12 protein-coding genes are annotated in these 19,294 nt (G+C 70.0%); 9 read left to right on the top strand and 3 right to left on the bottom strand.

Translation table 11 applies throughout. The annotated features are described in order from the left end of the window. Nucleotides 1-51 precede the first annotated feature (51 nt). The 6 genes from B0I29_RS00210 to B0I29_RS00185 all read left to right on the top strand — a co-directional run bounded on the left by B0I29_RS00210 (nt 52) and on the right by B0I29_RS00185 (nt 13,229). Nucleotides 52-6,921, top strand: coding sequence for an amino acid adenylation domain-containing protein (locus tag B0I29_RS00210; protein ID WP_111646743.1), 6,870 nt, complete (start codon nt 52-54; stop codon nt 6,919-6,921). Continuing rightward, on the top strand, nt 6,918-7,643 hold the full coding sequence (locus B0I29_RS00205) for a sulfotransferase-like domain-containing protein (protein ID WP_111646742.1): 726 nt from the start codon (nt 6,918-6,920) through the stop codon (nt 7,641-7,643). Before B0I29_RS00210 ends, B0I29_RS00205 begins: the two co-directional genes overlap by 4 nt. Continuing rightward, on the top strand, nt 7,627-7,839 hold the full coding sequence (locus B0I29_RS00200) for an MbtH family protein (protein WP_111646741.1): 213 nt from the start codon (nt 7,627-7,629) through the stop codon (nt 7,837-7,839). Before B0I29_RS00205 ends, B0I29_RS00200 begins: the two co-directional genes overlap by 17 nt. Before the next feature lie 123 nt (nt 7,840-7,962). After that, nucleotides 7,963-9,378, top strand: a complete 1,416-nt coding sequence (locus B0I29_RS00195; protein WP_111646740.1) for a hypothetical protein — start codon at nt 7,963-7,965, stop codon at nt 9,376-9,378. Beyond that, complete coding sequence (locus B0I29_RS00190; RefSeq protein WP_111646739.1) at nt 9,368-12,598, top strand: AAA family ATPase; 3,231 nt, start codon at nt 9,368-9,370, stop codon at nt 12,596-12,598. The genes B0I29_RS00195 and B0I29_RS00190 overlap by 11 nt, the downstream gene beginning before the upstream one ends. A 76-nt stretch (nt 12,599-12,674) precedes the next feature. After that, nucleotides 12,675-13,229: a sigma-70 family RNA polymerase sigma factor gene (locus B0I29_RS00185; RefSeq protein WP_181557625.1), complete on the top strand. Its 555-nt coding sequence runs from the start codon at nt 12,675-12,677 to the stop codon at nt 13,227-13,229. A gap of 51 nt (nt 13,230-13,280) precedes the next feature. Here the strand turns inward: B0I29_RS00185 and B0I29_RS00180 are convergent, their stop codons facing one another. Continuing rightward, on the bottom strand, nt 13,281-14,264 hold the full coding sequence (locus B0I29_RS00180; protein ID WP_111646737.1) for an alpha/beta hydrolase: 984 nt from the start codon (nt 14,262-14,264) through the stop codon (nt 13,281-13,283). 121 nt (nt 14,265-14,385) lie between these two features. Here B0I29_RS00180 and B0I29_RS00175 point away from each other — a divergent pair, with 121 nt between their 5' ends. Continuing rightward, on the top strand, nt 14,386-14,913 hold the full coding sequence (locus tag B0I29_RS00175; RefSeq protein ID WP_111646736.1) for a sigma-70 family RNA polymerase sigma factor: 528 nt from the start codon (nt 14,386-14,388) through the stop codon (nt 14,911-14,913). Here B0I29_RS00175 and B0I29_RS00170 read toward each other — a convergent pair. Together B0I29_RS00170 and B0I29_RS00165 are read right to left on the bottom strand one after the other, a co-directional pair. Continuing rightward, the gene (locus B0I29_RS00170; RefSeq protein WP_220091240.1) at nt 14,897-16,285 is read right to left on the bottom strand and encodes a neutral zinc metallopeptidase; all 1,389 of its coding nucleotides are present in this window, start codon (nt 16,283-16,285) and stop codon (nt 14,897-14,899) included. The two genes, B0I29_RS00175 and B0I29_RS00170, sit on opposite strands and share 17 nt — an antisense overlap. A gap of 20 nt (nt 16,286-16,305) precedes the next feature. Beyond that, nucleotides 16,306-17,283, bottom strand: coding sequence for a hypothetical protein (locus tag B0I29_RS00165; protein ID WP_111646734.1), 978 nt, complete (start codon nt 17,281-17,283; stop codon nt 16,306-16,308). Nucleotides 17,284-17,345: 62 nt separating this feature from the next. Between B0I29_RS00165 and B0I29_RS46270 the strand changes: the two genes are divergently transcribed. Then, entirely contained in the window at nt 17,346-17,492 is a 147-nt protein-coding gene (locus B0I29_RS46270; protein WP_220091239.1) for a hypothetical protein, read from the top strand. 130 nt (nt 17,493-17,622) lie between these two features. Further along, nucleotides 17,623-18,969: a ferredoxin reductase family protein gene (locus tag B0I29_RS00160; RefSeq protein WP_111646733.1), complete on the top strand. Its 1,347-nt coding sequence runs from the start codon at nt 17,623-17,625 to the stop codon at nt 18,967-18,969. Nucleotides 18,970-19,294 lie beyond the last annotated feature (325 nt).

Here is a 19,294-nt window from a genome sequence, read left to right as displayed (position 1 = left end):
GGGGGTGCTCGGCGTCGCGGGCGCGAACGGCTAGCAGATCGGGAGACCACGGTGGAGCCACGCGAGCTGATGGCGGGACAGCGGGGGATCTGGTACGCCCAGCAGCTCGATCCGGAGAACACCATCTTCAACGCCGGCGAGTACGGCGAGATCCTCGGCCAGATCGACGTCGTCGCCTTCGTCACGGCGTTGCGCCAGGCGATCGACGAGGCTCAGGCACTGCACGCCCGGTTCGTGAGCCACGACGGTGGGGTGTGGCAGGACCTCAGCCGGCGCGCCGACTGGAAACTGCACCGCATCGACGTCACCGAGGAGAAGGATCCGCGCGGCGCCGCCGAGCACTGGATGTGGGCGGACATGCGCCGCCCGGTCGACCTGGCGGCCGGGCCGCTGTTCACCCAGGCGCTGTTCACCGCCGGACCGGACCGGTACTTCTGGTACGCGCGCTGCCACCACATCGCCGTCGACGGCTTCAGCAGCCCGATCGTGTTCGCGCGCACCGTCGCGCTGTACAACGCCGCGCGTACCGGCGCCGCACCTGAGATCGGCCCGCTGGCGCCAGTCGAGACACTCATCGACAACGAACGGGCATACCGGAACTCACCGGCGTTCGACGACGACCGGCGCTACTGGGCGGCGAGGTTTCCCTCCGGCGTTTCCCCGGTGAGCTGGAGCGACGTGTCCGCGCCGGGCAAGCCCCGCTGGTTCCGGCGCCACCGCGAACCGGTCGCGCCGGAACGGGCCAAGCAGTTGCGAGCCGCCGCCCGGCGCCTGCGGACCACGCTGTCGGTCACGATGATCGCCGCGACCGCCGCGTACACCCACCGGCTGACCGGAGCCGGCGAGATCGTGCTCGGTGTGCCGGTGCTGGGCCGATCCGGATCCGCCGAGCTGGGGGTGCCGGCGATGAAGGCCAACATCCTGCCGATCCGCATCGAGGTGCGGCCGCAGATGACGACGGCGGAACTGGTCCGCGAGGTGTCGGGCACGGTCCGCCAGGCGCTGCGTCACCAGCGCTACCGATACGAGGACATCAGCCGGGACCTGCGCCTCAGTGGCGGCAGCCGGCTTTTCGGGCCGTCGGTCAACGTGATGGCGTTCGACGTCGACCTGCGCCTGGGCGACGCCGCGATCGTGGCCCGCAACCTGTCGAACGGCCCGGTCGACGACCTGACCGTCTCCGTTTACGACCGCGGTGGCGACGCCGGCTTCGAGATCACCTTTGACGCGAATCCGCAGATGTACACCGACGAGGAGACCACCGCGCACGCCCAGCGGTTCATGGCGATGCTGGACGGCATCGTCTCCGCCGATCCCGGCACCGCGGTACGGGAACTGGACCTGTTCGGGCCCGGCGAACGGCACCGAGTGCTGGTCGCCTGGAACGACACCGCCACCCCCGCCGAGGCCGGCACGGTGCCCGAGCTCTTCCAGACACAGGTACGGCAGACACCGGACGCCGTTGCGGTATCCCAGCACGGCACCACGCTCACCTACGCCGGCCTCGACCGCCGCACCGACCGGCTGGCCCGGCACCTCACCGGCTGCGGGGCCGGCCCGGAACGGCCGGTCGCCGTCCTTGCCTCCCGCACACCCGACCTGGTGGTCGCGCTGCTCGCGGCACTGAAAGCGGGCGCGCCGTACGTCCCGCTCGACCCTGCCCACCCGGCGGCACGGATCGCGGCCACCATCGGCCGGGCCGCTCCCGCCGTGCTGCTCACCGACCACGAGCCCGCGCCGGACGTCGCCGCCGCACTGGCCGGGGCCCGGGTGGTGCGCCTCGACGAACCGTTAGACGACCCCACGCCCGGTGAGCTTCGTGTCGGCGACCCGGACAACGCCGCCTACATCACGTTCACCTCGGGATCCACCGGCCGGCCCAAAGGCGTCGTGGTCACCCACCGCAACCTGGTCAACCTGCTCACCGCCAGCCGATCCTTTGCCCCGCTCGGCGCGAGCGACCGACTGGTCGCCGTCACCACCGTCGCCTTCGACATCGCGAACCTGGAACTGCTCGCGCCGCTGGTCAGCGGCGCACAAGTGGTGCTCGCCGACGCCGGCACGGTCCGCGACCCGCACCTGCTGGCCGAGCTGCTGACCAGCAGCGCAGCGACAGTGCTGCAGGCAACACCGGCGGCGTGGCAGGCGCTCGCGGCGACAGCACCGCAGGTGCTGCCCGGCCTGCGCAAACTCGTCGGCGGGGAGGCGCTGCCGGCCGTGCTGGCCGAGACCCTGCGGGACCTGGGCGGCGAGGTGGTCAACCTCTACGGCCCGACCGAGACCACGATCTGGTCGACGGCCGCACCACTGGACAAGGAGCAGGCCGGGACCCCGTCGATCGGCCGGCCGATCGACAACACCGCCGCCTACGTCCTGGACGCCGCGCTGAACCCGGTGCCGCCGGGCGTGGTCGGCGAGCTCTACCTCGCCGGCGCCGGGCTGGCCCGCGGATACCACCGCGAACCCGGGCTCACCGCGTCCCGGTTCGTCGCCAACCCGTTCGGCCCGCCCGGATCCCGGCTCTACCGCACCGGCGACACCGCACGCTGGAACACCGGCGGCACGCTGCACTTCACCGGCCGCACCGACCACCAGATCAAGCTGCGCGGGTTCCGGATCGAACCCGCGGAGATCGAGAACGTGCTGCTACGGCATCCCGGCGTCCGCCAAGTCGTGGTCGTCGCGCACGACAACACCACCCTCGTCGCCTATGTCACGACCCGCGCGGGCGAGACCGCGGAGCCCGGCGACCTCATCGCGCACGCCGCCGGCTACCTGCCGCACTACATGGTTCCGGCAACGGTGGTCCTGCTCGACGAACTGCCGATGACTGCGAACCGCAAGGTCGACCGCCTGGCCCTGCCCGCGCCGCGCCTTGCCGGGGTATCCGGACGGGCACCACGCGACGAGCACGAACGCGCCCTGTGCGCGCTGTTCGCCGAGACGCTGGCGCTGCCCGCCGTCGGTCTCGACGACGACTTCTTTGCTCTGGGCGGTCACTCGCTGCTTGCCACTCAGCTGGACAACCGGATCCAGGCCGCGCTCGGAACACGGGCTGGGATCCGGGCGATCTTCGATCACCCGACACCCGCTGGGCTTTCGGCGTACCTCAGAAAGGTCCGCGACCGTGAGGTCGCGCCGGAGATGTCCCCGCGCCCGGCCCGGATTCCGCTGTCGCCGGCCCAGTACCGAATGTGGTTTCTGGACCAGTTGGACGGGCCCAGCGCCACCCAGCACATCGCGTTCGCGCTGCGGCTGACCGGGACGCTCGACGACGCCGCACTGCTGGAGGCGCTGGCCGGCATCGTCGGACGGCACGAGGTTCTTCGGACCGTGCTACCTGTCACCGGCGGTGAACCCGAGCAGCGAATTCTCGACGCTGCGCCGGTGATGACCGTCGTCACGGTGGCTGAGAGTGGCCTGCCCGGCGTGCTGAGCGCGGTGGCGGATCAGCCCTTCGACCTGGCCACCCAGACGCCGCTGCGTGTCGCGCTGTTCCGGATCGCGCCTCGGACCCATGTCCTGCTCGTCGTGCTGCACCACATCGCCGGCGATGGCTGGTCGCTGCACAACCTCGCCGGTGAGCTGGCCGCCGGTTACGCCGCCCGCGTCGACGGCCGTTCGCCGCACCTGCCCGATCTGCCGATTCAGTACGCCGATCACGCGCGGTGGCAGCAGGCGGGCATCGATGCTGACCGTCTCGCCTTCTGGCGTGACGCCCTGCACGGTCTGCCGGAGCTGCTCAGCCTGCCGGTCGATCGGCCGCGTGCTGCCCGGACCAGCTACCGCGGCGATGCGGTGCCATTCACTCTGACCGCCGCCGAGCACCGCCGCCTGCACTCGCTGGCTCGTGAGCATCAGGTCAGTCTGTTCATGGTGTTCCAGGCCGGGCTGGCCGTGCTGCTGGGCAGGCTGGCCGGCACCGACGACGTGGCTATCGGCACCCCGGTCGCAGGTCGTGGCGACGCCCGGCTGGAACCGCTGATCGGCCTGTTCGTCAACACCCTGGTGCTGCGCACCGACCTGTCTGGCAACCCCACACTGAGCGAGCTGCTGAGCCGAGTCCGGGCCACCAGCCTGGCCGCGTACGCCCACCAGGACGTGCCGTTCGAACGGCTCGTCGAAGAGCTCGCTCCGCAGCGGTCGCTGTCACGGCACCCGCTGTTCCAGGTGATGCTGGTGGTCGACAACGAGCGGCCCCGGCTGGAGCTGACCGGGCTGGCCGTCGAGGACGTCCCCGTCGCCGGCCGCCCGACCCGATTCGACCTCACTGTCACCCTGACCGAACACGACGACGGTGTCAGCGGCGCCTTTCACTTCGCGGCCGACCTGTTCGACCGGGCGACGATCGAGGCTTTCACCGGCATGTTCACCCGGATCCTCGCCGCCGGGCCACAGACCCGGGTCCAGGACATCTCGCTCGGCGCACCACCAGTTGTCGAGCCGACCTCAGTGGGGGATGTCCTGCCGGAACTTTTGCCCGTCCTGTTCGAACGGCAGGTCCGTGGGACGCCCGGCAACACCGCGCTGGTCTCGGAGACCGGTGAGCTGACCTACGAACAGCTCAACGCCCGCGCCAACCGGCTGGCCCGGCTGCTCGTCGCGCACGGCGCCGGACCGGAGCGGATCGTCGCCCTGGCGGTGCCCCGATCGGCGGAGACCATCGTGGCACTGCTCGCGGTCGCCAAGACCGGTGCGGCCTACCTGCCGATCGATACCGGATACCCGGCCGCGCGGATCGCCGCCATGCTCGGCGCTGCCGAGCCGGTGTGTGTGGTGGGCACGGCCGCAGCCGGCACGTATCCGGTCGTGGCACCCGACGATGCTCGTGCCGGTCGATATCCGGATCACGACGTGAGCGACGCGGACCGGATCGCGCCGCTGCTGCCCGAGCACCCGGCGTACGTCATCTTCACCTCCGGATCGACCGGCCGCCCCAAGGGAGTTCAGGTCACGCACACCGGCATCTCGAACCTGGTGGCGACGCAGATCGAGCGGCTCGACGTGGATGCGAGCAGCCGGATCCTGCAGTCCGCCTCGCTGAGTTTTGACGCCGCCTCCGGCGAGATATTCCGGGCGCTGCTGTCCGGCGCCGCGCTGGTGCTGCCCCCGCCCGGCGCGAACCCGGCGGACGGCCCGGCACGCAGCATCCGGGAGTACGGCGTCACTCACGCGCTGGTGCCTCCGGCGGTGCTGGCGACGCTGCCGGCCGGCGCGCTGGACGGCCTGCGCACCCTCAGCGTCGGCGGGGAAGCGAGCCCGCCGGCGCTGGCCCGGCCCTGGGCGCAGGGGCGCCGGATGGTCAACGGATATGGGCCGGCCGAGGCCACCATCGCCGCCAGCTACTACCAGGTCCGGCCGGAGGACGCCGGCTCGCCGCAGCCCGCACTGCCGATCGGCACAGCGGTCCGCGGCGCCCGGCTGTACGTGCTGGACCGGTGGCTGCGCCCGCTGCCGGCCGGCGCGGCCGGTGAGCTGTACATCGCTGGTCCCGGGCTGGCCCGCGGATACCTTCGCCAGCCCGGTCTCACCGCGGAACGGTTCGTGGCCTGCCCGTTCGGGCAGCCGGGCGAGCGGATGTACCGCACCGGGGATCTGGTCCGGATCAACGCGTCCGGTGATCTCGAATTCCTGGGACGCGTCGACGAACAGGTCCAGCTCCGCGGCATCCGGGTCGAGCCGGGTGAGATCGAAGCGGTCCTGATGCGGCACCCGTCGGTCCAGCGTGCCGCCGTCGTGGTCCACGACGGCCACCGCCTCGTCGCCTACGTGGTGGGCGAGGTGAGCGAAGCGTCGGTACGCGAATTCGCCAGCACCGAACTGCCCGACTACCTGGTGCCCGGCGAAGTGGTGCGCCTCGACCACCTCCCGCTGACACCCAACGGCAAGCTGGACCGGCGAGCACTGGCCGCGCCGTCCCCGGCCCACACCCGTGCCGCCCGGACCCTGCACGAGCAGGTGCTGTGCGGCCTGTACGCCGAAATCCTCGGCGTCGACGAGGTCGGTGCCGACGACTCGTTCTTCGCGCTCGGCGGCCACTCACTGACCGCGGTGCGGCTGGTCGCCCGTATCCGTGAGGTGCTGCGCGTCGACGTGTCCGTGCGGGCGCTGTTCGAGGCGCCCCGGGTCGCGGACCTGGCGGTCCGGCTCGGCACGTCGCCGGCCGGTGAGGCGGTCCAGGTCGTCTTGCCACTCAACCCGGCGCCGCATGGCAGGCCGCTGTTCTGCGTGCACCCCGCCGGCGGCCTGGCCTGGGGGTACGCACGGCTGCTCGCGCATCTCCCGGCCGATCTGCCGGTCTACGGGTTACAGGCCCGCGGCCTGGGTACCGATGAGCCGATTCCGTCCTCGGTCGAGCAGATCGCCGAGGACTACGCCGACCAGATTCGTGCCGTGCAGCCGGATGGCCCTTACCGGCTGCTGGGCTGGTCGTTCGGCGGCATCCTGGCCCAGGCCGTGGCTGTGCGGCTACAGCGCCTCGGCGCCGAGGTGGAGCTGCTCGCGCTGATCGACACCCATCCCCGGGTCCGCTCGGCTGCCGAGGCCGCACCGGTGACCGACCTCGCCGGGGTCCTCGGCATCCCTGCCGGCGCCACCACACCCGCCGAGCTGCTGGCCCGGCTGCGCGCCCTTGACCACCCGTTGCGTGACCTGCCGGACCGGGCCTTCATCGCCATGTACCAGGACTGCCTGACCGCGCGGATTGTGCGCCTCACCCACACCCCGCAGACCTTCCACGGTGACGTGCTGACGTTCACCGCCACCCGCGACGCCCCGGAGCAACCACACGACTGGAGCACCAGCGTGACCGGGCGGGTTGCTGACACCCCGATCGACTGCGGCCACCACGAGATCCTGACCGGCGCGTACCTCGCCACGGTGATGGGCGTGGTCCGGGCCGACCTGGAGCAGCTGGCGTGACCGCGGTCTTCCTCTGGGCGCACCCACGCTCACTATCGACCGCATTCCTGCGGATGATGCTGGAACGGGGCGACTTCCTGGTCGTGCACGAACCGTTGTCGAGCATCGTGGTGCAGGGATACGCCATTGTCGACGGCGAGAAGGTCGGTACACCGGCGGAGTTGCTCGACCTGATCGAGCAACTCTCGGCGGTCCAGCAGGTCTTCGTCAAGGAGACGACCGAGTACCTCTATGACGTGGTCGCCGACCCGCGGCTGCCGCGTCTGGCGACCCATTCATTCATCATCCGGCACCCGGCTAGGGCGATCGCGTCGCATTACGCGATGAATCCGCTGCTGACCTGCCACGAGATCGGGTACCGGCACCAACTGGAGATCTTCGACCTGCTCCGCCGCGGTGCCGCCGGCCCGCTTCCGGTGATCGAGGCGGAACGGCTGCTCGATGACCCGCACCGGACCGTGCGGGCGTACTGCCGGGCCGTCGGCATCCCGTTCTTGCCCCAGGCGCTCACCTGGCAGCCGAGCGAACGCCGGGAATGGTCGCGGACCGCGCCCTGGCACCGCGACGCCGCTCGCAGCACCGGTTTCCGCGCTCCGGACCGGCATTACGCGCAAACCGTGGACAACAACCCGGTCCTCGCTGACTTCTACCGCTACCACCTGCCGTTCTACGAGCGCCTGCGAGCGCACTCCCTAGGAGGCCGCCATGCCGAACCCCTTTGACGACGAGGACCACGACGGCTCGTTTCTGGCCCTGGTCAATGCCCAGAACCAGCACAGCCTGTGGCCGGAGCCGATCGCCGTGCCGCCCGGCTGGGCCGTCGCCTGGGGTCCGGGCAGCAAACAACGCTGCCTGGACTACATCGAACAGAACTGGACCGACATGCGCCCGGCCGACCTGATCGATCGCTCCGCGTAGAACTGATCTCGTTTGCCGTGAACAGCCGAGGGGGTGCGGACGTAGTAGTGCCGACGGTGTCACCGGGCCGATGCAGAGGAGGGTGCCGTGCCGAGCACGGTCTCATCACCAACACCCCCGCCCATGGCGCCGACCGAAGAGCAGGTGACGGCCGAACAGGTCGGCGACGGTCTGCTGTTGCGCACCGGCCGCGACGAGGCGGAGGCGTATCGGGGCATCCTGCGTGGGCTGCCCGCCGAGGCCGGCGTACGGCACGTCCTGGTCACCGAGGCCGCAGGCCTCGCGGTGCAGTTCCCGCATGTGCTGGCCGGTAGCCTTCCTGACCGGGATGTGCCGGTCCGGCTGGTAACGCTCGGCTCGTTCCCTGGTGGGGCCACGACCGCTGAGGCCGTGCGCTACCTGGCTGACCTGCTGGGTGTGCCGGTGAGCGTGCCGGTCACGCCGCTGGTGCCTGGGGTGGTGCCGGGTCCGCTGTGGCTGACCGGGGTGCCCGGGGATCAGGAACGTGACGAGCCGGTCTGGCCGTCGTCGTCGGTTCATGTCTCGGAGCGGCTGCGGATGCTGCTGGCCCGCCGGGAGTGGCCGCATGCCGGCCGTCAGCGGTCGCAACCGCCGGTGCCGCCAGCTGCGGTGCCGCTGGCTGCGGTGCCGCCGGTTGTGGGGCAGCCGCCGGTTGTGGCTCCGACGGCGGTTGCGCCTTTGCCAGCACCGGCGGATCCACTGTTTTCCCGGCAGCCGGCGCCGCGAGCCGAGGCCCCGGTCGTGCGGGAACGGCCCGTTCGGATCGATCACCGGGCGTGGCGCGAGACCGACCGCGCAGAACTGCGGGCCCGGCTCAACGGCAGCTACGACGCCCACATGCGGGTGGTTACCAAGACACTCGCGGAGGAACCCGGCCTTCGTACCGCTGGGGCGCGAACGGACCTGGTCGCCGGCCTGGTGGCGGTGCGGGCGTACTGCGCCGGTGAACGCGACGGCGTCAACCGGATGCTGCGCACCGGCGACCGCGATGACAAGGCCGCGGTGGTCGCGCGGGGTGCGGCGTACGGTCTGCGGAGCCTGCCCACCGTGCTCGGCCCGGTGTTTCGCCCGGGCCGGCTTGGCGCCGACGTCCTGGCCGCCTACCAGCCGGGCCGGGTACTCACCGAACCTGGCCTGCTCGACGTGCGGATCACGCCGGCGACCCTGGCCGGCGCCGACGTCCAGTTCGTGATCTGGTCGGTCAGCGCCCGCCGTCTCGGCCGGGTCGGCGGCGACGGGCCGTCCGCGGCCCTGTTCCCACCGGCCAGCCAGTTCACGGTGCTCGCCGTCGACCAGCCGGACGGGTCCACACACGTTCCACGGGTGCTGCTCTGTGACGTCGCCGGAGCGGCCCGGGGTGGCCCGGTCGGCGGCTACACCGACCGGGTCCTGCACCGCATGCGCGCCGCCGGACCAGCAAGCACCGAGCTCACCGAGCACCAGGAGTACCTGTCCGCCGCGCCTGGACTTGACGACACCGGTCACCCGTACCCGGAAGGAGACTCCGATGAGTCATGACGTGCTGACGGTGTCGCAAACCGAACCCGGCTGCCACCTCACGATCTCGGCCGCGCTGCGCGCGGCCAGTCCCGACAGCACCATCGTCGTGCAACCCGGACGGTACGCCGAACAGCTGATGCTGCACGGCTCGGTGACGCTGATCGCGGAGGACGGCCCGGGAACCGTGGTGGTGGAGACCGGCGAGGTGGTGGTCTACGCCGGTGGCGGCACGAACGTATTGCGTTCGCTGGTGCTGCGCGGCGGCGACGAGCGCCTGCCTACCGTCCAGGTGGGTGCGGGAACGCTGGAGCTGGACGGCTGCGAGGTGGCCGGGCGTGGCATCGCCGCCGTCCATGCCCGCGGCGGCGGCCTGCGGGTGCGTGGTGGCAGCGTGACGAACGCGGCAGGCGCCGGAATCCTCGTCGAGGCCGACGCGCATGTCGAAGCACGGGGCACCAGCATCACCGACATCGGAACCACCGCGCTCCTGCTCGCCGGAACCGGCGACCCGGAGTTCCACCAGTGCGTGATCCGAGACGTGCGCGGCGCCGGAGTGCACAGCGTCTCCGGACGGGCCCGGCTGCTCGACTGCGAGATCAGCGCGGTGGACGGTCCCGGGCTGGCGATCGAGGGCGGTGAGCCGATGCTCTCGGCAACAACTATCCGGGACACCGTCGGCGCCGGGATCCTGGTCGTCAACGGGTCTCCGGTCCTGCACGGCTGCACCGTCGAGGGTGCCGGTGGGCACGGTGTCGTCGTCGTCAACGGCACGCCCGTCATGCGTGACTGCCGAGTCACCGCCCCGGCCGGCAACGGGCTGTTCCTGACCGACACCGCCAAAGCCGAATTCGCCGGTTGCGACGTGGCCGGCGGTGTCGTCCTCGACGACAGTGCCGAGGCGCGCCTGACCGGCGGGGTCCTGCACGGCACCGCCACCGCGCCGGCCCTGTCCGTGCAAGGCTCCGCCGCGGGCACCGTGGACGGCGTCACGATGCGCGACGCCGACCACGCCCTGGTGGTGGCCGGCGCGGCTCGCGCGGAGCTGACCGACGTCACGATCGTCGCGGCACGAACGACCGGCGTCGAGGTACGCGACACCGGCCGCGTCACCGTCGCACGCTCCGAGATGCGGGACTGCGCCACCGGGCTGCACGTCGTGTCCGGCGTCGCTCACCTCTCCGGCACCCGGCTCAGTGGTGGCTCGAACGCCATCGTGTCCGACGGCGGTAACACCATCATCGACGGCTGCGACATCGCGGACACGACGGCGATCGGAGTGACGGCGGCAGCCGGAGCGAAGCTGAGGTTGAAGGCCACCCGGGTACACGGATGCGGCGGCGCGGGGGTCCGGTACGGTCCCGGTAGCCGGGGCGTCGTCGACGGCTGCGAGATCTTCGGCAACGCCGGCGGGGGTCTGCAGCTGGAGACCGGCGAGCCGGTCGAGGTGACCGACACGTCGCAGACCCGCAACAAGCCCACGGCGCCGGAGCCCGTGCCCGCCGCTCCAGCAGCTCCCGCGGTGCCGGCGGTGCCGGCGGCACGCAACGTCGCCGAGCCCGCGGTGGACGCCGCCGGGGTGCTGCTCGGCCAGCTCGAAGCGATGGTCGGCCTGGCCGGAGTGAAGCGCGAGGTGGCCACCCTGGTGGGACTGCACCGGGTGAACAAGCGCCGCGCCGCGGCCGGCCTGCCGTCACCGCCGATGTCGCGGCACATGGTGTTCGCCGGCGCACCAGGCACCGGCAAGACCACTGTCGCGCGTCTCTACGGCGAGATTCTTGCTGCGCTGGGCGTGCTGCGGCAGGGGCAGATAGTCGAGGTCGCCCGCGCGGACCTGGTCGCCGAGCACGTCGGCGGGACCGCTGTGAAGACCACCGAGAAGTTCACCGAGGCGCTCGGCGGTGTGCTTTTCATCGACGAGGCGTACACCCTCGCCCCGGTCGACAGTGGGTCCGGCGGCGGTCACGACTTCGGGCGTGAAGCGGTCGACACCCTGGTCAAGCTGATGGAGGACCATCGTGACGACGTCGTGGTGATCGTCGCGGGCTACTCCCAGCAGATGCGAACCTTCATGGCGGCGAACCCCGGCCTCAACTCCCGGTTCGCCAAGACCATTGAGTTCGAAAGCTACTCGGCGGCTGAGCTGCAGAGCATCGTCGAGAGTTTGTGCCGTACCCACCACTACTCGCTGGACTACGACACCCGGATCGCGCTGATCGAGTTGTTCCAGCAGATGCCGCGCGGCGCCTCGTTCGGCAACGCCCGGGTCGCCCGGCAGGTCTTCGAGGAAATGATCAGTCGGCAGGCGTTCCGGCTCGCGCAACAACCGGACATCGCCGGCGTGGAGCTGGCACAGCTGCTTCCCGAGGACCTCGGCCGGCCCGTCACCTCGGTGGTCGAATCGGCGGCACCGCAGACGAGCGAGGCCGACCGGTTGCTCGTCAACCTCGACGCCATGATCGGCCTGGCCGAGGTCAAGCGGGAGGTCGCCGAACTCATCGACGTTCTGGAAGCCGCCCGGGCCCGGGTCGCGGCCGGGCTCCCCGCACCCCCGGTCTCGCGGCACCTCGTCTTCGCCGGCCCGCCCGGCACCGGAAAGACGACCGTGGCCCGGCTGTACGGCAAGATCCTGGCCGCCCTCGGCGCGCTACCTCAGGGCCAGCTGATCGAGGCGGCCCGAGCCGATCTGGTGGGTGAGTACGTCGGACACACCGCACAACGCACCCGCGAGGTGTTCGAGCGCGCGCTCGGCGGTGTGCTGTTCATCGACGAGGCGTACACCCTGTCGTCGGCCGGCAGCCAGCAGGACTTCGGCAGGGAAGCGATCGAGACGCTGATGAAGCTGATGGAGGACCACCGCGACGAGGTGGTGGTGATCGCGGCCGGGTATGACGAGGAGATGGCGACCTTCCTCGACGCCAACCCCGGCCTGCGCTCGCGGTTCACCCGGCGGATCAACTTCGCCAACTACGCCCCCGACGAACTGGTCGCCATCGTCGAGGCTCTGGCGCGTACCTCCGGTTACGACTGTCCCGGGCCGACCCTGACCGCGTTGCGATCCCATTTCGAGGCGGTGCCACGCGGCCGGACCTTCGGCAACGGCCGGTACGCCCGGACGGTGCTCGACGACATGATCGTCCGGCAGGCCCGGCGGCTGCGGACAGCCGTGAAACCCACCGTCGAGGAGATGCGGACCCTGCTTGCGGCCGACGTCGCCGCCGTCGAGGCGGCGGCCCGTTGATGTGATGTCGAGATCCTGCCGATCTTCATCGGAATGAATGGACCGGTCCTGCACATGCGGAAAAGGGACCCCCATCATGACGCTCGTTGCCTTTACACCGGACATCGATCAGGAATCCGGCGACGATCCGGCGGCCCGGCTCCGGCGCATGTTCGAGACGCAGTCGGAACCGTTGATGGCGTACCTGTTGAAGTTGACCCTCGGCGAGCACCATCTGGCCGAGGATCTGCTGCAGGAGACGTTCCTACGGGCCTGGCGCCGGATCGCGGACCTGCCGGGTGAGCCTGCCTCAGCACGGCCGTGGCTGTTCACGGTCGCCCGCCGGGCCGCCATCGACGTCCTGCGGGCCCGCCGGGCCCGGCCGACGGAAGTCGAACTGATCGACTCGGGCGCAAGCCGCTCTTCGGTGGACATCGCCGAGCAGGTCGTTGACGCGCACCTCATCTCCACGGCGCTGCCCAAACTCACACCGATGCACCGAGAGATGATCATCGAGGTCTATTACCGGGATCGTGACCCGGCGGACATAGCCGGTCAGCTTGACATCCCCGAGGGCACGGTGAAGTCCCGGACCTTCTACGCCGTGCGCCGGCTCGGCCGCGCGCTCGGAGTCACGGGCACCACCGATTGACCGCGCTCGTCCTGTCCCCGTCGGTGAGCCGCCGGGGACAGGACGAGCTGGTCATCCTGCAGGTGCGGCTTCGTAGAGCTCCCGGTACATCGGATACAGATCGTCGGCCGCCGGCCCGAGCCGGTCGACGGTGACGATGTCGTGCTCGAGGCCGAGCTCCTTCGGCAGCGTTCGTTCCGCGAACGACGCTCCCGAGTCCTCGGCCAGCTCGCGAGGCACCGTCACTGCTTGATCATGATCGATGAAGGTGTCGTTAGGTGAGACCACGAGCGCGACACTGCTCAGAGCGGCATCCTCCGGCGGCTGCTGGAAAGCGGCGGCAACGCGCATGTACTGCGCCAGCGCGGTGAACGAGTACCCGTTGGCGTTGACATGGTCGGGCAGCAGCCCGTTGCTGTACAGAAACGTCATCGGCCGGATGGCGATCGACGGCGCTTTGTCGTTGTCCGGCCGGTAGAACGGCGACAGGACCAGGAGCCGCCGCACCGAGTCGGCCCGGTACTGGGCAAGCCAGGTCGCCAGTACGGCACCGCCGGAGATGCCGACGATGCCGACGTCGTCACCGAGCGCCGCGGCGATGTTCCAAGCGTCTGCGGCGTACCGAATGAGACCTCCGGCTTCGACCTCGGCGTGCGCTTGCCGGTCGGTGATGCCGTGCAGCGGGGCCCGGGGAATGTAGACGTTGTAGCCGGCGTCGAAGTACTCCTTGGCCAGACCGCTGAGCTGGCTGGGACAGGCCGTGTATCCATGCAGCATCAGCACCGCCTTGCCGGTCCGTTCGCCGTGATCCAGGATCTGGCTCGCGCAGCCGGGGCGCACCTGCTGGTCGTTCGCGTCGGCCTCGGCCGTCCGCAGCGCTTCGGCCTGGGCTGAGGCGTAGCTGAGCGGCCGGACGGCGGCCTGCCGCAGACCGCTGGTGACAGGCCAGGTGTAGAGCACGGCGACGAGCAGCACCGTGACGGCGGCCAGGCTGACGATAACGGTGCGGACCGCATGCCGCGGCCGGTGTGCGAGCACCGGCGTCGGGTCGTTCATCAGGATCCTCATCTAGTTGTGGAACGCCATTGATATGTCGATCTGTCGTCGATGTCCGGCGAGTTGCCTGGGGCTCGCTGGACCGGCACCGGGCCGTTCCACACGGCCTGAGGGACGGACCATGGCGACAGCGACAGTGCTGACCGGCAGAGAGAAACGACCGGGGGACAGCTTCGCCGAGTTCGTCGTGCGTGAGCACGGGCGGGCGATGCTGGCCTACGCCGTCGAGCTCCTCGGCGACCGCGCCGCCGCCGAGGACGCCGTTCAGGAGGCGATGCTGCGTGCTTGGCGGCGCCGGGACGACCTGACCGTGGGTCGAGGTTCGCTTCGAGGCTGGCTGCTCACTGTCGTACGCAATATCGTTCTTGATCTGCATCGTGCTCGGCGCAGCAGGCCGCGTGAGGTGAGCGGGGTTGTCGGCGCCGACGTGGTGGCACATGATCATGCCGACCACGTCGTCGCTTCGGTGCTGGTCGACGAGGTGCTCAGCAGGCTCTCGCCTGACCATCGGGCGGTGCTCGAACTGGTGTATCTGAGAGACGGCTCGGTGCGGGATGCCGCCATGGCGCTCGGCATCCCGCCCGGCACGGTGAAGTCCCGGTCGCATTACGCCTTGCAGACACTGCGAGCGGTCAGCGGTATTGCTTAGCGCAGGCATTGTCGATGCCGGCGGTGAATCCGTCCCGGAAGGCCTTCACACGGGCGAACCCCGAGGGCACGCTCGCGCCGGAGACGTCCGAGGCGATCAGACTCTCCGCGGTGAGCATCTCGGCCACCGCCTCGTCCAGATCACCGGGCGACAGCCGGAGCGCCTTCTGCTGGTCAGCCTGGATCGTGGCCGCCCACGCGCCAGTCAGGCACGCGGTCCGCTGCGCGGCTAGCAGGCCCTCCAGGGAGAGCCCGGCGGCCTGCTGGACGGAGAGCGAGAAACGGGAGGCGACCTCGGCAAACGCGGCGAAGTCACCGAATCCTCCATCCTGTGCGGCGGCACCCACCCGGCGAAGTTCCGGCAGGTCCACGGCGACGGTGTCAGTGCCCGGGCAGTAGGAGACCGGGGAGGTCTTCTCCGTTCCGTCGCAGGGGGCCGCGTCCACGTCGATGCGGCCTTCGTTGAGCGGCTGGAACGCTTCCCGCAGGGTCGTCTCGAGATCGGCCAGCTCATCGAAGCCGATGCCCAGATCGGCGCCCTGGGAGTCGGCGTCGCCGTCCTGCGCCGAGGACTGCTGCGTGATGCGGTCGGCGATCTCCGCCTCGTCGATCGCCCGGCACCGGGGCGGGCCTTCACCGAAGCCCTTCTGAAACGCGGTGACCCGGTCGAACGCATTGCCGTGCGCTCCGTCGGCGTCGAAACTGCGGCCGGCCGAGTCACGGATTGCGAACAGGGTGGCCAGCACCTGGTTCAGTCCGGGACCGGTGCTCACCTCGAATCGGTCGGCGTCGCCTTCGGCAACCGACCGGAAGAACGCACCGGTGTAACAGTCGGCCTGCTGCTCCTTGACGATCGACGCAGTGCCTTCACCGGCGTCACCGAGCCGGGACGCCACGGCGTGCCCGACCTCGTGAGCCAGCACGGTGACCACGGCGAGCTCGCCGAACTGCTCCTGGAGATCGGGCAGCAGTACGCCTCGGTCCCAGGCCACCGTGTCGTCGGAGCAGTAGAACGCGTTGACCAGGCCTGCCGTGTCGACCCCGCACAACTGTCCGCCGCCGGTCGCCGAGTCGTAGGACACGACCCGGCGGATCGGCCGGTACTCCGCGTCGAAGGCGCGCGGGAACGCGTCGATCCAGTAGGCCTGGACGTCGTCCAGAGCAGCCAGGGCGAGTTGGTCGGCAGGGCCGCCGTCGCCGTTCTCGGCCTGCGACTGCGCAGCGGGCCCTGCGGGCTTCAGGCCGCTGGGACCGTCGGTGACGGTGAGTCCGGCGACCAGCGTGGGTGTCCAAGGGCCGTTGACGAAATCGGCCGGCCGCGTCGTGGGCTCGTCGCCGCAGGCGGCGATCAGCAGCATGAGGGCGGCTGCCAACGATCCTTTCCAAAGACTGATCATGCGAGACGGACGGAGACGACCGTGTCGTCGAAGTCGATCTCGGACAGGTCGCGCACGTCACCGTCGACTTCGCGTACCTCGCCCTTGCAGTCCTTCTTCGACCACATCCGCAAGGTGCCCTGCACGGTCAGTGAGGAGGCGACGCCAGGGGTGGGGACGTTCTGGCAACCATCACCGGAGATGCCCTGAGAGGGGCCGCTCTCGGCGAAGTCGGCGTCCTCGAAGAGCGTGACCGACCGGTCGCCGCCCTGCTCCGGAGCGTCACTGGGCTCCGTCGGCAGTTCAGGATCGGCCGGCAGTTCGGGATCAGCGGGCGGCTCGGATCCTTCCGGCAACTCGATCACCTCAGGGTCCTGGTCGGCGCCGGCCCGTTTGCCGTCGGGCATGACGGCGTACCAGGTGTCCTTCACGCCCTGGCCTTTGGTGTCACCGGGCCTGCTGTCCTTGCTGAAGCGGTAAATCGGCCAGCCGCCGATGGTGATCTGTAGCGTGCCGTCGTCGCGCTTGAGGAAACCGATCTTCGCCTTCTTGACACCGGCGACGAACACCTTCGCGCCGGGCTTGACGATCACCGGCGGCCACGTCTCGGCGCATTCGCCAGCGCAATTCGACTTCGACGGCTTCGCATCGTCGTCGTCGAAACGGTAGAGAGTAAAGCCCGCTCCGTTGACCACCACCGGGTCGAGGTCGCCCGCCGAAGTGGCGCGCAGCGAGGTCCACTTCTGGGACTTCTCCCGCTTCGCGGGCTCCTCCTTGCCACCATTTGGGTACGCCCAATCGCCCGTTCCGGCTTGCGCCTTGTTCGACTTCGGCGTGCCGGAGACCAGGGCGAGCGCGTCACCACCGGATTGCGCCGGGCCGGACGGCGTCACCGCGGCCGGCTCGTCGGTCTGCGAGTCGGCGCCGCAGGCGGCGGTGATCAGGGTGATGGCCGCGAGGGCGGCTACCAGTGCCGGGGACTTCCACGTTCTCATCGGGATTTTCTCCAAGTCGCGTCTCCAGGACCGTTCCGGGGAACGGGTCGCCATTCACACGGATGGGCGAGGGGAGTGGTTCGGTTCCGGTCGGCGTTGCCGTCGTCACATCGGCGGCGGCGATCTGTTGCGCCGCCGCCCAGCAGGTCGGTGAGAAGCAGGGATTGGATCAGGTGTTTCACGTCGGCTCCTTCGTCGCGAACGTCTGACGACCAGATTCCGTGTGCTCGTCTACGCGGGATCGACGGGCGATGGACGCGAAGCCTCTTCGGTGCGTCGTGAACCACTTCGTCCTGCGATCCGTGTGGACGCCGTCAATGGCGGCACGAGGCGGGGGACATGGGAGTTCGAGACATCAAGACACATGAGAATTGGCCGCCGGCCGCGGTGGCCCGCGCCGTCCTGTTCGGGGCGCTCGGCGCGAATTTGCTGTTCGTATGGATCACGTTCGCGGTCACCGACGTACCGCAGAAGAACGCGCTCATCACCGTCGGGCGCTTCCTGGGCCTGCACGTCGCCCTCGTGATGATCTTTCAGCTGGTGCTGATCGCGCGGATACCGTGGCTCGACCGGCGGCTCGGCATGGACCAACTCACGTCGCTGCACCGTTGGGTCGGTTTCACGCTGTTCTGGACCCTGCTGCTGCATGTGGCGTTCATCGTGACCGGCTTCGCGCAGCTGTACCACAACCCGGTTCCGGTACAGCTGGTTAGCCTGGCCGGCTCGCTGCCGGTGGCACTGGGACTGATCGCGTTCGTGATCGTCGCGGTCGTCGCCGTAATCTCGGCGCGCCGGGCCCGCCGCCGTATGTCGTACGAGACCTGGCACGCCGTCCACTTTCTGCTCTACCTGGTGATCGTGCTGGCGCTGATCCACCAGATGTTCGAGATCACGACCTTCACCGCGTCGGCGTGGACCCGGACGTACTGGTGGCTGCTCTGGACGGCCGCACTGACCGCGCTGGTCGTGGGCCGGGTGGTCCTGCCGATGCTGCGCAACGCGCGGCACCGCTACCGGGTCCTGGCCGTCGTGCCGGAGGCCGGCGACGTGGTGTCGGTGTATGTCACCGGGCGTGACCTCGACCGTCTCCCGGCACGGGCCGGCCAGTTCATGTTGTGGCGATTCCCAGGTCACAACCCCTGGTGGCAGGTCAATCCGTGGTCGTTGTCGGCAGCGCCGGATGGACAGACGCTGCGGCTGACCGTCAAGGGGGTCGGTACCACCAGCGCGGGCCTGCGCGACCTCAGGGTGGGTACGCGGGTGTTCGCCGAGGGGCCATATGGGGCGCTGACCAGCCTGAACCGGACCAGACCGGCAAGCCTGCTGATCGCCGGCGGCATCGGCGTCACACCGATCCGCGCCTTGCTGGAGGATCTGACCGGGCCGGTCACGGTGCTGTACCGGGTTCCGTCGGAGCCGGGTGCCGTCCTGCTCGACGAGTTGCGGACGCTGGCCGAGTTGCGCGGCGCTCAGCTTCACGTACTCGCCGGCCGTACCGGTGCGGGTACGCCACCGAACAGGCCGTTCGCCCCGGAAAACCTGGTCGCTTTGGTGCCGGACGTGGCTGAGCGCGACGTCTACATCTGCGGCCCGGACGCGATGGCCGTCGCTGTTCTCGGCGCGTTGCGCGACCTCGGCGTACCGAAGCGGCAGGTCCATGCCGAACGCTTCCGGATGGCCGGCTGAGCAGGGAGGCTGTCGTCACGCAAAAGGCCGCCGGCTCCGTCATTGGAGCCGGCGGCCTTCGTGCACCTACCGGACAGTCAGGAACGGGGGGCTGTGACTGGCTATCCGGTAGGTGGTTCATCGGCCGGCCGGCGCCGGTGCAGAGAGGCCGCTCTGTGCGCACCGTCAGCGTCATGGCCGGCCGATGAGAGCACCGCTGGTCGCGGCCCGGAGTCCTGGGGAGAACGGGGTTCGCGCCTTGGTGCACCACTTCATGAAGCCAGGCGTCGATCAATGCGTCATCGACAGAAGCTCGACGGACGCGGATTGACGTGCTGCCGATGAA

Origin of the sequence: Actinoplanes lutulentus (genome assembly GCF_003259845.1) — a bacterium.
Classification (GTDB): Bacteria; Actinomycetota; Actinomycetes; order Mycobacteriales; family Micromonosporaceae; genus Actinoplanes; species Actinoplanes lutulentus.
This window is presented reverse-complemented; position numbering and strand designations above follow the sequence as displayed.

Excerpts from the sequence above, each read along its gene's own strand:
- B0I29_RS00200 (WP_111646741.1), top strand. The coding sequence starts at position 7,627 with ATGCCGAACCCCTTTGACGACGAGGACCACGACGGCTCGTTTCTGGCC.
- B0I29_RS00195 (WP_111646740.1), top strand. The coding sequence starts at position 7,963 with ATGGCGCCGACCGAAGAGCAGGTGACGGCCGAACAGGTCGGCGACGGT.
- B0I29_RS00190 (WP_111646739.1), top strand. The coding sequence starts at position 9,368 with ATGAGTCATGACGTGCTGACGGTGTCGCAAACCGAACCCGGCTGCCAC.
- B0I29_RS00185 (WP_181557625.1), top strand. The coding sequence starts at position 12,675 with ATGACGCTCGTTGCCTTTACACCGGACATCGATCAGGAATCCGGCGAC.
- B0I29_RS00180 (WP_111646737.1), bottom strand. The coding sequence starts at position 14,264 with ATGAACGACCCGACGCCGGTGCTCGCACACCGGCCGCGGCATGCGGTC.
- B0I29_RS00175 (WP_111646736.1), top strand. The coding sequence starts at position 14,386 with ATGGCGACAGCGACAGTGCTGACCGGCAGAGAGAAACGACCGGGGGAC.
- B0I29_RS00165 (WP_111646734.1), bottom strand. The coding sequence starts at position 17,283 with ATGAGAACGTGGAAGTCCCCGGCACTGGTAGCCGCCCTCGCGGCCATC.
- B0I29_RS46270 (WP_220091239.1), top strand. The coding sequence starts at position 17,346 with ATGGGCGAGGGGAGTGGTTCGGTTCCGGTCGGCGTTGCCGTCGTCACA.
- B0I29_RS00160 (WP_111646733.1), top strand. The coding sequence starts at position 17,623 with ATGGGAGTTCGAGACATCAAGACACATGAGAATTGGCCGCCGGCCGCG.